Below are 11,407 nucleotides of genomic sequence, written 5' to 3'. Positions count from 1 at the left end.
GCAGTGCTTCACGCGCGCCAGTCCGGCGCATCCTCTTCCTCTTCGGGCTCAGCGCGCGCGCCGTACCCATCGTCATTGGGGTTGAAGAGCCCGCTTTCCTTCGCCTGCGCCCACTGCCGCAGCGCGTCCGCGCCTTCCGTGCAGCCGTTGGACTTGTCGGGCTCATCGATGAATTTGTTCAGCGCCCGGCTGAATTTCTTGCTGTAGCCGCGCAGGCGCTCCAAGCCGAAGGCGCAGGAGTCCTTGTCGAACCAAGCGCCGCGCAGGTGTTTGCGCACCAGGTTGACGCCCGTCTGCAGCTCGGTGATGCGAGGCACCACCGTGAATTTCTGGCCAGGCATCAGGGCCTGCAGCTGCTGTTTGGTGGATCGGTTGGTGTCGCCCAGGCGCTTGTGATTCGCGTCGTGCGGCAGGAAGTGCACGCCGAACACGTAGCCGAGGTCCTGCAGGTGGCGCACGTAGTGCCGCAGGTCTTCCTCGTGCTCTTCGTAGTAGTTGATGAAGCGGTCCTCGCCGCGCAGGGACTGCATGAACCAGATGGCCGTCCCGTCCGCGCGCCCGATATCCCAGAAGGTGTAGACCGGCAGATCCAGCTCTGGCACCGAGGTGATGCCGCCGCGCTTCGTGAGCGCAACCATGGCCTTGGCGTAGTACCGGCCCGCGCTCGACTGCTGGAATGCCTCGGCCGGCGTGGAGGGGTACTCCTGCCACATGCGCTCAGGCGCGCCGGGGAAGTCCGCTTCCTGGGTGGCCACATACCAGGCCCGCTGCTCCAGATCGATGGTGCACTGCATCTCGACCTCGACCTGGTCGAAATAGTCGTGCTGCTCGCGCGCGACATGGACGAGGCCCGCGTCCATGCGGTAGTTGGGCTCCTGCCACCACGCGTAGAAGTGGAAGCGGTAGTCGCGCGGGCTCAGCTTCTTGTGCGTGTAGTGCAGGGCCTCGGCCCGCTGTGACAGGTGGTAGAACTCGCCGTTGGCGCCTTCAGCCGTGCTCTCGATCACCAGGATGCCCGTGGTCGGCACGGCCGGTATGGAGCCGGTCATCACCTCCTTGGCCTTGTGCGGGAAGCGCGCCGAGATCTTGCCCAGTTCGGAGACGTGGAGCCGATGGATGGTGCCAGAGCGCATGGAGGTGGCCACGCGCACGCTGCTGTTGTTGTGGGCGAAAAGCAGTTCCACCGCACTATCGCGTGCCAGGGGGAATCGGTCGCGGATCTCCTCGGGCAGGTTCTCGTAGGCGTACTTCACCTTGTCCCTGAAGATGGCCTCGGCCGCTTCGCGGTCGTGCGCGATGATGCCGCAGCGCTGATCCGCATTGAACAACGCATGGTCCAGCCACAGGATGGCGATCAGCGTGGTGAAGCCCAGCTGCCGCGCCTTCAGGATGATGTTGCGGTGCCAGAGCCGGCTGATGAACCGCTTCTGCGCGCGATTGGGCCGGAAGGGCATGGTGAAGGTGTCAGCCTCTTCCCCATCCTTGGAATCGCCCTTGACCATGATCTTGTACAGGCAGCCGGAGAACAGGCGCCATTCGGGATCGCGCAGGCACCGCTCCAGCTCCTCGGGAGTGTCGGGGAGCCGGTTCAGGGGAGCACTGTGGACGCGCGCGGCCACAGCCTCAACCCTCCTCGTCCGTCGGGTCTTGCTTCACCTCCAGCGTGGAGCCCGCGCGCGGGCCTGTGCGCTCCGGGTCATCTGCAATCGGCGCGAAGCCGTTGCCGTTCTCCTTTGAGATGCGATGCAGCAGCGCGGCCAGTGGGTCCGACTTCTGCTGGTTGTCCTTCTCGTACAGGCCCAGGTACTTCCACAGCTTCTCGGCAAATGCCTCCTTGCTGTGCATCAGGACCTGCAGCCCTTCCTTGGTGCGCTTCACGCCGGCATAGAGCTGGACTGCGGCCGGGCTCAGGGTGCGGGTGTCCTTGATGACCTCGCGCGCATATCCATCGCCAACGCATGCAGTGCACTCCGGGTGCGGCGGCCGGTGAGGATTGAAGCCGATGCCGCCCTCTTCATCGAAGTCCTCGGGCGCCTTGCCTTCAGCGCGCCATGCTTCGCGCGCATGGTTCATCTCGCTGACGGTGCGCTGGTAGCGGAAGTTCTCGCCCCAACAATGGCGGCAGCATGCGACCTTGGTCTCGATCAGTTCACGCGCATCTGCTGTGGCGATCAGCCAGGCCTGCTGGAGCATGGCGTCGGCAGTGATCTGCGTGCGCTCCTGCTGCTGCTTTCGGGCTTCGGCTATCGCGGCTTGGATGTGAGGTTTTGACAGGTTCTCCGAGGCGATCTGCCGGGCAGTCTTGGAGCTGTAGCCGGCTCGAATCGCCGCTTGGGTTCCATTCAGGTCCACCAGGAATTCATCGATGAACTTCGACTCCCTCGCGGTCAGCGCCTGAGCATCCGTGCGCTTCGTGGCGCTGGCCCTTTTGGCAGGCACCCTCTTCGACTCCGGTTTCGCCGTGGGGCTCGGCGACTTCTTGGCCGCCGGCCGCTTTGTAGGAACGGCAGAGCCTGCGGCCTTCTTCGCGGCAGCAGGCTTCTTGGGTGCAGGTTTCTTTTGAGGCTCGGACTTGCCGGCAGGACGTTGTGCCATCGCCCAAGTGTTCCGGCCTGCTCGACTAGCGTCGAACCCTAGCCAGAGAAGGCTGTCTCAAGCAAGCCGCCGAAAATAAATCGGCGATTTTTCGATGATAAGCGCGTCTTCAATTGCACTCAAAGCGAGGTTCGGAAATGATCTTCTTCCGGAACCTTATAACCATCGTCTCGTATCAAATAACCCTGAAAAAACCCAAATACTTTATCTAGACCTATTTTGCTAGGATAAATCGTTTCTGGAGACAAGACAATCTCCGCTGACTCATCAATTATTCCTACATCAACGAAAGCGCGAGCAACTAGCTCAGAACAAAAAAAGGCATTATGGCTCGGTCTATCTGGAGGAGCAGATTGCGTAAAGAATCTCTCCAATCTTCCCCTCCACTCCTTCTCTAGACTTCTTATCTTATCTGGTGCACCCTTTAAACCATCTCTATTGAATTTCTTTCCATCGTGGGCAATAGCAAATTGCTCAAGTAATTGAAGTCTTCGCGCACTCCATGTCAAAGATGCTCGAAGCACAGCCAAATGATCATACTCATCAAAGAGCGAAGACAGCTCTATAATGCGAACTCCTGATCCAGAGGCATCCAACACTCTCCCTTCGGATATTGCGATAGATGCATGTGAGTATCCAATTGGCTGGCTATATATTTCCTCAGACATTATTGAAGCATAAGCTAAAAGCACGTCCCCAGGAAGAACGTCAGTTGTCTTTAAGATAATTGCCTCATTGTCTGGAAGTGGGTAATCCATGCGTCTATTCTTGCGTTACAGTGCAGAACTGCACCACCATATATCTTCGCAAAAAAAGATCGATTGTCAAGCGACAATTCCACAGTCCACTCAGGGCGCAATTCCCAGGAGTAAATCCCCCTGTCGGGAGTCATGTCTGTTGGCATTCTTCAATGCTTTGACCTCTTTCTCCAGCGCCCGCCGCTTCGCCACCTCTTCCAACAACTGGTCCTGTAATTCCGTGACGCGTGTCAGCGCCGTGTGTTCCAGGGCCACGCCCGCCAAGCCTTGGCCAAGGCGCGCGGCCTCAGGGCGGACGAGGTGCAACACATGCTCACCGATCTCCACCATGGTCCGGCCATCGTTGAGATGAACGATGACCACATCCCGCGCCGGCCCATGCTGGTGCACCGGGCGGTAGCATTGCTTCACGGCCGCAATCATCCCCTCGCCGCGCAACACCTTGATGCGGTCATCAACCGTTGTGAGGTTCAGGCCCGTCATCTTGTGGATGCGGTCGCGCGTGGGCTCTTCGCCGGCCTCATGGAGCTGGCGGATCGCCTCGTATACCTGCGTCAGCGTGGGCACGGCCTCGACCGCGCCTGTGTCCGGATTGCCGCCGGCTGTCTTGTGGATGGTGCTGGTGGTGGCTTGGTTCATGCGGTTTCACTCCAGAATGGCAGGCGTTGTGGCCATTGGCCGGATTCAAGAATCGTGTGGCGGGTGATGCGGCCCCATTCGAGGCCGTAGTCCCGGTGGGCTTCGCGGCCGCCGTCAACAAGGCGGTATTGGTCGTAAGCGACATGGCATCCCTCGATGTCGGGGCGAGTGCAGCACAGCGGGAAGCCGGTGCGGTCATCTGTCTTCAGGCCCATGCCCTTTCCGAGGTTCAGGTGCGCGTGCTGGCTGTACCCGACCACGTTGCACCAGATGCAGGGCAGCGCGGCCACGGCGCGGCGGTAGGCTTCGCATTCGAGGATCTCGGCCTTGGGCACGACCAAGCCCGTGCTGGCCCCGCCCATCACAACGATGCTGGTGCAAGCCATGCCGGCCGTGGCGCGGGCACTGTCCATAGCTCGGGCCGCGCGCTGCGCCAGGCGCTCTTCGCGGTCCGGCGCTGGCGCGGCGGCGGGCCGGCGGCCGAAGCTGCGGCTGGGCCAAGTGCTCCGGTTCTGGGTCATCGGATGTCGCCCTCTACATCCACCTGCACCAGGAAGCCGTGGTCGTTCATCACGCACACGCGCGTGGGGCCGTACTGCTCCAGGCGGCAGCAGCGGTTTTCCGACCAGACGGAGAAGCGGTAGCGCCCCAGGACATCGGGGCCTTCGATGCGCTCGCGCATTGCGGCGCCACGCCACAGGGGCGGGTGCTGAGACGCGGCGCGCACGGGGCCGCGCTGGCCACGGCGCGGAAGATCGGGGCGGAAATCAAGCATGTGCACCGCCCTCCCCTGCGCTGGCATCGAAGTCCTGCACCTCCAGACCCAGCACGCGCGCTACAAAGCTCTCCAACCGGGCGCCGCGCGAGTGCTTCCAGCCCGGCAGCCGGTGCACGGCATCGCAGGTGCACAGCTGCGGCAGCGCCAGACGCATGTAGCCGGCCCAGCTGCCGCACGCTGGCGCGGGGTTCTCGGCAGGGTTCTCGACGTGGTGGCCCTGGGCGCGCAGCGTGGCGGCTGCACGGTTGAAGGCCGGGTAGTTGAACTCGGGCAGGCCTGTCATGGGGCCGGCGATGTAGATGCGCTTCATGGCCGTGCCCTCCGGAAGGACCACGCGATCATGGCGGCGTCACGCTGGTGCTGATTGCTGCGACCGGCCCAGCCGGTCAGGCGGCTGAAGGTGGCGGCATCGATCTTGGCGCCGTGGGCACTGCCGGCCTTGGCGCTGGGTGCCAGGCCGAAGCAGGCAATGCCAAGGCTGGCGCACAGGGTCTCGATCAGCACGCACCATGCATCGATCTCGCCCACGTTGCGTGCCATCTTGGCCCGCGCCGCAGCACTGCCCTGGCCGGTCCAGGTCCTGCGGGCCTTGCGGCTGTCCTCGAAGATCACCAGCGTGGGCGCCCTGCCCTGCAGTGTCTGCAGGATCTGAGCTGGTGCAATCTCCTCCAGCGCCTGCAGCTGACCGTCCACGATCCAGGCCAAGCCCGTGTGCTTGCCCGGGTCCACGCCCAGCACCGTGATTGGGCCCTGGTGGTCAGCCGGCACCGTCACGCGCGGGGCGGCGGGCGCCAGGAGAGCGCCTGCAGCTGCTGCACCACCTGCTGCTCGATGTCCACGAACAGCCGGGACTCGTCCCTGTCCAGCTCCCTGGCCCTGGCCTTGACGTACTCCCACCACCCGGGTTGCTGGGCCAGCTTGACGAGGTGCGCCACGGCTGCCCCGCTGAGATTGATTTGGTGTTGCTGCCATTGATGTTCAGACGACGACGATGAATTCATGGGTGTCGCTGCCGTGGCTGTTGACCAGCAGCTCGCGCAGACGGCGTTCGGTGGCGCGGTGCGCGCGGATGAAGGTACGGGCCGGGATCACCTCCAGCACCTGGCCGTAGGCCTCGCCGAACTCGACCAGGTGGCCCAGCTGCACGGCGTTCAGGCGCATCTCCTGTCCGTGGCCGTGCTTGCGGCCCAGGTCCACGACGGCCGCCACCGCATCAGCAAACAGGCTCTGAGCCCCCGGCTCTGTAAAGACGCCCATGCCGAGTAGCGTTTCGGACAGGTTCGCGGCGTCGGCCAGGTCGCGCCAGTGCTGCACGGTCGGGGATGCGTAGCCCACGGCATGCACTGCGGCCAGGACTGCAGCAGCCAGGGGCTCGCGCTTGCGCTGGTGCAGCGGCTGCCGTTCGCTGGCCGATAGCTCCTGTGCCAGCGTGTAGGTGTAGGGCAGCCGCAGGTAGTCGCGGCTCACGGCGGAATGGATGGCGCTCATGGCTGGCTCCCCTGCTGGTGCTGCGCCACGGCGACAGCAGCGCGGCGCTTGGCCTGACTCAGGCGCATGCGGCCAGCGCGGGCCTGGACCTGCACGGGCGTGAAACGCGCGGCCTTGAGTGCAAAGGCTTCGCGCAGGGTGGCCAGCTTGGACAGCACCTCACGCTTCGGACCGGTGGGCACCGAGTCCGGAGCTGGCAACGCCAGGGCGGCGCGCGGGGCCGGCAGCTGCAGCTGCTCGCGCAGGTCGTCGGTCAGGCCCTCCAGACCGCCCGGCAGCCGGCCTGCCGTGATGGCTTCCTGCACGGCGCGGGTGCGCGCTTCGGGGTCGTAGCCCAGGCTGACCTGCACCACAGGGCGGCGGCGCAGCGCACGGGCCTCGCCCGTGATCCGGCCGTAGGCCTCGATGAAGGCCTGCCGCGCGCCGAACTTGTCGCCGGCATTGAGCAGCGGCGCGGCCACGGCCCAGGCCTGGGCGATCTCGTCGGTCCACACCACGGTGGCCTGCTGGTCAGCACTGGTCAGCGCCAGGCCATAGGCTTCGGCGGGCAGCATGCGGCCCATGGCGTGGTCCACGTACTGCAGCACGGTGCCGGTGAGGATCGGGCCGCGATGCTCAGCGCGGATGCGGGCCAGGGCCAGGCGCAGCACAGGTTTCTCGATGTGGGCGAGGTCTTCAGCCAGCAGCAGCAGGGCAGCAGGTCGGACCTGCTGGCCGCTCAGCTCCATCGTGGCGCCCAGCTCCTCCAGCAGCCAGTCGGTGTCGTGGTCGTCACGCATTGCCGCCCTCCCTGTTGCCCCGGCCACCGCGCTGGCGCAGCAGTCGCTTGGCCTCCTCGATGGCGTCGAAGTTGGCGCTCGTCTTGTCGGCCGCCTGCGCTGCCGTGCCTGTCACGGCCTGGCCACGGGCCCACTGTGTGCGGAAGCTCTCGGCCTGGTTCACCAGCACGCCGACGCCGTGGGAGTTCTTCACCACGAATGCCTCGTTCACGCTGGCCACGTACCACGCAGCCACCAGCGGTGCCTCCTCGAAGCCCAGGCGCTTGACCAGCGTCTTCACGTTGGCGTTTACCACTTGGTTGCGCACCGGCTTGACGCCGTACCGCTGCTCGTAGGCCAAGCTGTAGGCCGCCCAGGTGAGCTTGCAGGCTGCCTGCAGGGCTGTCTCGCCGTCGTCTGGATCGCCGCCAGCCCCATCGCGGGCCGACGGCGCAGCCGGCGGGAATGATTCGTTGGCGGTTCCTTTACGGTTCCTATTACGGTTCAATGATGATTTGGGTGCGCCATCTGCACCCCTGGGGTGCGCCATTTGCGGGGGTTGAGGTGCGCCATTTGCCCCCCCTGGTGCGCCATCTGCGGGGGGTGGTGCGCCGTCTGCACCCGGTGCGGCATTTGCGGGGGGTGCGCCATTTGCACCCGGTGCGGCATCTGCACCCGTGCCACGCTTGCGCTTCGCGGGCGCTGCAGCCGGGTTGAAGTTGGCCGGCGTGATGGTGTAGCTGGTGCTCGAGTTGATGCGGTACTCACGGAACACTACGCCCACCGTCTGCAGCCAAGCGATGGCATCCTGTACGGCGCGCTCGGACAGGCAGGTGCGCTTCGCAATCGTCGCAACGCCCGGCCAGCACACGCCGTCATCGTTGGCCTGGTCAGCCAGGGAAATCAGCACAGCCTTCTGCGCGGGGGACATCGCCAGCGGCCAGCAGGCCGCCATGATCATCGTGCTCATTGCTGCGCACCCTCCTGCGTCAGGCGGGCCTGGTGCTGGCCCCACAGGCCGGCAATCCACGTCACCCCCTTACTGGTGAACTTGGCCTGGGTGAAAGCGTGGTCGCTGTGCTGGGCATGGCCTGCCTTCACCACGAATCGGCCTGCGTCCAAGTGCTGGGCCAGCGGAGTCAGCCGGCCGCCCAGGTGGTACATCACCTTGTTGTCCAGCAGGAACGCGCGGAATCGCTCCTCGTTCGCGCGCAGTAGCTTGCAGACCTGACGGAAGCCCATGGCACCGGTCTCCGCAGATGCGAAGCGGTCCACGAACTCCACCTTGGGCGCAGCCAGGGCCAGCGCGGCCTGCTGCTGCTCTATCTGCTCGGCTTGTTCAGCGGCCAGGCGCAGCGCCTGAGACATCGTGCGCGGAACGGCTGGAGCGGCCTGGGCCTCCAGCTCCTGCCAGCGATCCACCAGGCGCGCGGTGAACTCAGGAGACAGCTGCGCCACCACGACATAGCTGTCGCGTTTGCACAGTTGGTAGACGCTCACGGTCTGGCCGAGATGGTTCCGAACTTCCTGCAACGCAGGGAGTTGGATCACGCCGCGCGCGCCCAGGCGCTCGATGGAGGTCTTCACGTTGTCGTGGCGGGACTCCACCAAAGAAGCGATTTCTTCGCTGCTCATGGTCAGCACGGCGGCAGAAATTGCAGTGATCGCGCTCATCGGGCAGGCCCTCCGAATTCGGGGCTACCAATGGGCCCTATGAGCTTGGCCAGCGCCTCGGTACGCTGAGCGTCATGGTTCACTTTTTCAACCACCATCTGCCGATAGGTCTTGCCGTAGACCAGGGCGTACACGCAATCGCGCAGCACCATGGATGTGTCCGTGGACTGCTGGCCGCAGTGGCGCAAGAACAGGTCGGCTGTGGCCTCGTCCACCTTGGTGCGCAGCGGGATGTCCAGCTTGCCCAGCGGCCCGGCAACGCCGCGCGCGAACATCGGCTCGCCAGCGTCTTCATCCAGTTGGATCTGGACACGGGCCAGCACACGCTCGGCCTGCTCGGCGTCGAGGTCGGCCAGGATTACCTGGATCGCCCTGAAGGCAGCCGCTTCAGCCCGGCTCAGCTTTTCGTGGGTGTCACGCATGCGGGACTACTCCTGAGGATGGATCTGGGAAGGGGTGCCCGCCGCTCCCTGGGCTATGCTGAAAGCTGTCACACCACCAGCAATCGCCACCAGGAGGGCAGGCATGAAAACGGAACACATCGGACCAACAGCGACGCTCGCCGCCGCGATCCTTTCGAAGCTCGAGCCGGAACACCACCACTTCACGCGGGAGATCCTGGCCAGCGCCTTCGAGGACGCATACCTCGCGCTCATGGATGGGATCCAGCGGGTGGACAGGCTTCAGGACGAGGCGAAGGCTCAACAGATGGCCCGCATTCGCGAAGAGTCGAATCAGCGATAGCCAAGTCCCTGCGCCGCTTCTTCAGGCTCACGAAGAACTCGGAGTCGCGATACCTGCGACGGTCGCTCAAGCGCTGCACAGCGGGCGAGGGGGCGTCGCCCCAGCGATACGGCTTATGCATGGCCTGGCTCCTGGGTGGTGGGTTGTGCACGACGACGCCGTTTACCCGGCTTTGACATTCGCCCAACAACACCCATCACGCGGTCCGCTGTGGCTTGCGGAAGCACATCGGGCCAGAGGTAGATGGTCTGAACCGCGCGGTACCCCATCGCTTCAGCGGCCTTCTTTGGGGTTCCACCCAACAGCTCGATAGCACGAACTTTCTTCATGCCAGATTGTAAACATGTTTACAGACGAGAACGCAACCGAATTTACACACCAAGGATTAAGGTGCGTCATGCTTTACGGGGAACGTCTACTTCAAGCCATGCAGAAGCGATCGGAAACGCTTGGGCGTGAGATCGAGCGCAAGGACGTTGCCAACGCGGCTGGAACATCCGTCCAGAACATTGGCATGATCCTGACCAATGCCAAGGGGCGGGATCAGAAGCTGCGCACCGAAGCGCACGACAAAGTTGCCGCTTATCTGAAGGTGAATTCCAGGTGGCTGCTGACTGGCGAAGGTCAGATGGAGCAGACGCCCACGATCAGCGCTCCATCAGAGCTAACCCCTGCCGCTGTCGAGCTGGGGGTGCTTTTTGACATGATCCCGCAGTCGGACAAGCTCAGTCGAGCAAAGGCATTTAACGCGGCGAGCACTGCCATCATGCAAGTGCTGCAAGACGTGTCCGCCAAGTCTTAAGCAGCTCCTCGCTCGGGAAGATCAAGGCTTTTACGCCCTGAGTCGTCAACTCGCGGATACACCCCTCAATCTCTGCGTCAGCTTCACACGCACTTCGCACTCTGACGAGCGTGCGCCCTTCAGTCGCGTCCGAAAGTACTGTGTTTCCATACATGTAGCAATCATAGCTGCGACCAAAGATGTCCCACAAGCGGAATCTTCCGGACAAGTAAAAACAGCTTTTTTGTAAACTCATCTACAAGTAATTGAACGCAATCATGTAAACATGTTTACAATAAATTCCAGCGACCCGGCACCGCACATGCGGACCGGCCGGGGAGTTGGGCACCACGGCATCGACCGGGCTGGCCCCGGTCTTTAACAAGAGAGCTTGAGTACAGATTGGTTGAGGCGGCCGCTGACGGCGCGTGAGAAGTTCAGCGGGAAGCGGGCTGGATCGCTCCAGCCCGCCCCACTCGGTCACAGCATCAGTAGCAGAACGATGTAGCCGATGGCTTGGAGGCACTTGGCCACGTCGATCTTGATGCTCACACGCACAGAAGTCTTCATTTGGATTGCTCCGGTGAAGACCCGTGGCCACGGGTCAAGAACCCGCTTTGCACTTATTACGCGCCCTTGCTGGCGCGGCCAGTTGCTTACCGCGAATAGGCTTCTGGCATCGGCTTGGTGAAGGGGGCGATGCTCTTATCGCCGAGCAGGCGGGACATCCATCCCATACCACCCCAAGTCACCGCACCTTATGCGCCTTACCAGGGCGCAGTGGGGAGCGGTATCTCCCCGCAGCAAGTATCTCAGATGGCCGCCTCATCCAATCTGCACTCAGCTCTCGCACTGCACGCCGATGTTGCTTGCCCCACGAGCGGGGCATTCGTCCGGCGCAATGGCGCTCCTGGGCATGGGCCAGGTCAGCGCGCCGCGTCTCCGCGCGGTTGCCAGTCCGTCAAAGCACGGTTCACGGCATAGGGAAGGAACTGCGGGCGGCATGCCCTGTAGAGAGTAGGCGGGAGGCAGTGAAGGGTGCGCGCCAGCGCATCTGGAGCCGACGATGGAACACCGCCCGGGCATTCCGGTGACGAACGCAGTGAGATGACACCACGGAGCAAATAAACGGTGCGGCATGTTGATGCCGCGCAGCTGCTACCAGATGCAGCACGCCCTCCCCGAGCGCATC

Annotated in this window: 16 protein-coding genes; 2 read left to right on the top strand and 14 right to left on the bottom strand. The window is 63.6% G+C overall.

Annotated elements, in window-relative coordinates:
- Positions 1-8 precede the first annotated feature (8 nt).
- The 14 genes from HFGMBDPB_RS15530 to HFGMBDPB_RS15465 form a co-directional block, all read right to left on the bottom strand.
- Positions 9-1,619 carry a terminase gene (locus HFGMBDPB_RS15530; protein ID WP_212645720.1) on the bottom strand — a complete coding sequence of 537 codons (1,611 nt, stop codon included), beginning with the start codon at positions 1,617-1,619 and terminating at the stop codon, positions 9-11.
- A 4-nt stretch (positions 1,620-1,623) separates the two neighbouring features.
- The gene (locus HFGMBDPB_RS15525; protein ID WP_212645719.1) at positions 1,624-2,595 is read right to left on the bottom strand and encodes a terminase small subunit; all 972 of its coding nucleotides are present in this window, start codon (positions 2,593-2,595) and stop codon (positions 1,624-1,626) included.
- Positions 2,596-2,714: 119 nt separating this feature from the next.
- Entirely contained in the window at positions 2,715-3,353 is a 639-nt protein-coding gene (locus HFGMBDPB_RS15520; RefSeq protein WP_212645718.1) for a C40 family peptidase, read from the bottom strand.
- Positions 3,354-3,443: 90 nt separating this feature from the next.
- On the bottom strand, positions 3,444-3,992 hold the full coding sequence (locus tag HFGMBDPB_RS15515) for a hypothetical protein (protein WP_212645717.1): 549 nt from the start codon (positions 3,990-3,992) through the stop codon (positions 3,444-3,446).
- Complete coding sequence (locus tag HFGMBDPB_RS15510; RefSeq protein WP_212645716.1) at positions 3,989-4,513, bottom strand: hypothetical protein; 525 nt, start codon at positions 4,511-4,513, stop codon at positions 3,989-3,991. Before HFGMBDPB_RS15510 ends, HFGMBDPB_RS15515 begins: the two co-directional genes overlap by 4 nt.
- Positions 4,510-4,767: a hypothetical protein gene (locus tag HFGMBDPB_RS15505; protein ID WP_212645715.1), complete on the bottom strand. Its 258-nt coding sequence runs from the start codon at positions 4,765-4,767 to the stop codon at positions 4,510-4,512. The genes HFGMBDPB_RS15510 and HFGMBDPB_RS15505 overlap by 4 nt, the downstream gene beginning before the upstream one ends.
- Positions 4,760-5,080 (bottom strand): DUF4406 domain-containing protein, encoded by a 321-nt coding sequence (locus HFGMBDPB_RS15500; protein WP_212645714.1) that lies wholly within the window; start codon positions 5,078-5,080, stop codon positions 4,760-4,762. Before HFGMBDPB_RS15500 ends, HFGMBDPB_RS15505 begins: the two co-directional genes overlap by 8 nt.
- Positions 5,077-5,544 carry a hypothetical protein gene (locus HFGMBDPB_RS15495; RefSeq protein ID WP_349305373.1) on the bottom strand — a complete coding sequence of 156 codons (468 nt, stop codon included), beginning with the start codon at positions 5,542-5,544 and terminating at the stop codon, positions 5,077-5,079. The genes HFGMBDPB_RS15500 and HFGMBDPB_RS15495 overlap by 4 nt, the downstream gene beginning before the upstream one ends.
- A complete protein-coding gene (locus tag HFGMBDPB_RS15490; protein WP_249343454.1) occupies positions 5,541-5,705 on the bottom strand; it encodes a hypothetical protein in 165 nt (54 codons plus the stop codon). The genes HFGMBDPB_RS15495 and HFGMBDPB_RS15490 overlap by 4 nt, the downstream gene beginning before the upstream one ends.
- A gap of 43 nt (positions 5,706-5,748) precedes the next feature.
- A complete protein-coding gene (locus tag HFGMBDPB_RS15485) occupies positions 5,749-6,258 on the bottom strand; it encodes a hypothetical protein (protein ID WP_212645712.1) in 510 nt (169 codons plus the stop codon).
- Positions 6,255-7,037 carry a hypothetical protein gene (locus HFGMBDPB_RS15480; RefSeq protein WP_212645711.1) on the bottom strand — a complete coding sequence of 261 codons (783 nt, stop codon included), beginning with the start codon at positions 7,035-7,037 and terminating at the stop codon, positions 6,255-6,257. The genes HFGMBDPB_RS15485 and HFGMBDPB_RS15480 overlap by 4 nt, the downstream gene beginning before the upstream one ends.
- Entirely contained in the window at positions 7,030-7,986 is a 957-nt protein-coding gene (locus HFGMBDPB_RS15475) for a helix-turn-helix domain-containing protein (protein WP_212645710.1), read from the bottom strand. The genes HFGMBDPB_RS15480 and HFGMBDPB_RS15475 overlap by 8 nt, the downstream gene beginning before the upstream one ends.
- Entirely contained in the window at positions 7,983-8,690 is a 708-nt protein-coding gene (locus tag HFGMBDPB_RS15470; RefSeq protein WP_212645709.1) for a phage antirepressor KilAC domain-containing protein, read from the bottom strand. Before HFGMBDPB_RS15470 ends, HFGMBDPB_RS15475 begins: the two co-directional genes overlap by 4 nt.
- Positions 8,687-9,112, bottom strand: a complete 426-nt coding sequence (locus HFGMBDPB_RS15465) for a hypothetical protein (protein WP_212645708.1) — start codon at positions 9,110-9,112, stop codon at positions 8,687-8,689. Before HFGMBDPB_RS15465 ends, HFGMBDPB_RS15470 begins: the two co-directional genes overlap by 4 nt.
- Positions 9,113-9,215: 103 nt before the next feature.
- On the opposite strand from HFGMBDPB_RS15465, the gene HFGMBDPB_RS15460 reads away from it, so the two are divergent.
- Both HFGMBDPB_RS15460 and HFGMBDPB_RS15455 read left to right on the top strand, forming a co-directional pair.
- Complete coding sequence (locus HFGMBDPB_RS15460) at positions 9,216-9,434, top strand: hypothetical protein (protein ID WP_212645707.1); 219 nt, start codon at positions 9,216-9,218, stop codon at positions 9,432-9,434.
- A gap of 343 nt (positions 9,435-9,777) precedes the next feature.
- Positions 9,778-10,236 (top strand): hypothetical protein, encoded by a 459-nt coding sequence (locus HFGMBDPB_RS15455; protein WP_249343453.1) that lies wholly within the window; start codon positions 9,778-9,780, stop codon positions 10,234-10,236.
- Positions 10,237-11,407 lie beyond the last annotated feature (1,171 nt).

The sequence above is a fragment of the Delftia sp. PE138 genome (assembly GCF_018320755.1).
Classification (GTDB): domain Bacteria; phylum Pseudomonadota; class Gammaproteobacteria; order Burkholderiales; family Burkholderiaceae_C; genus Comamonas; species Comamonas tsuruhatensis.
The sequence above is the reverse complement of the archived record's forward strand: the minus strand, read 5'-3'. Positions and strand labels throughout refer to the sequence as shown.

Bases quoted from the DNA above. Each gene is read 5' to 3' on its own strand.
- HFGMBDPB_RS15525 (WP_212645719.1), bottom strand. From the start codon at position 2,595: ATGGCACAACGTCCTGCCGGCAAGTCCGAGCCTCAAAAGAAACCTGCA.
- HFGMBDPB_RS15520 (WP_212645718.1), bottom strand. From the start codon at position 3,353: ATGGATTACCCACTTCCAGACAATGAGGCAATTATCTTAAAGACAACT.
- HFGMBDPB_RS15515 (WP_212645717.1), bottom strand. From the start codon at position 3,992: ATGAACCAAGCCACCACCAGCACCATCCACAAGACAGCCGGCGGCAAT.
- HFGMBDPB_RS15510 (WP_212645716.1), bottom strand. From the start codon at position 4,513: ATGACCCAGAACCGGAGCACTTGGCCCAGCCGCAGCTTCGGCCGCCGG.
- HFGMBDPB_RS15505 (WP_212645715.1), bottom strand. From the start codon at position 4,767: ATGCTTGATTTCCGCCCCGATCTTCCGCGCCGTGGCCAGCGCGGCCCC.
- HFGMBDPB_RS15500 (WP_212645714.1), bottom strand. From the start codon at position 5,080: ATGAAGCGCATCTACATCGCCGGCCCCATGACAGGCCTGCCCGAGTTC.
- HFGMBDPB_RS15485 (WP_212645712.1), bottom strand. From the start codon at position 6,258: ATGAGCGCCATCCATTCCGCCGTGAGCCGCGACTACCTGCGGCTGCCC.
- HFGMBDPB_RS15480 (WP_212645711.1), bottom strand. From the start codon at position 7,037: ATGCGTGACGACCACGACACCGACTGGCTGCTGGAGGAGCTGGGCGCC.
- HFGMBDPB_RS15475 (WP_212645710.1), bottom strand. From the start codon at position 7,986: ATGAGCACGATGATCATGGCGGCCTGCTGGCCGCTGGCGATGTCCCCC.
- HFGMBDPB_RS15470 (WP_212645709.1), bottom strand. From the start codon at position 8,690: ATGAGCGCGATCACTGCAATTTCTGCCGCCGTGCTGACCATGAGCAGC.
- HFGMBDPB_RS15465 (WP_212645708.1), bottom strand. From the start codon at position 9,112: ATGCGTGACACCCACGAAAAGCTGAGCCGGGCTGAAGCGGCTGCCTTC.
- HFGMBDPB_RS15460 (WP_212645707.1), top strand. From the start codon at position 9,216: ATGAAAACGGAACACATCGGACCAACAGCGACGCTCGCCGCCGCGATC.
- HFGMBDPB_RS15455 (WP_249343453.1), top strand. From the start codon at position 9,778: ATGTTTACAGACGAGAACGCAACCGAATTTACACACCAAGGATTAAGG.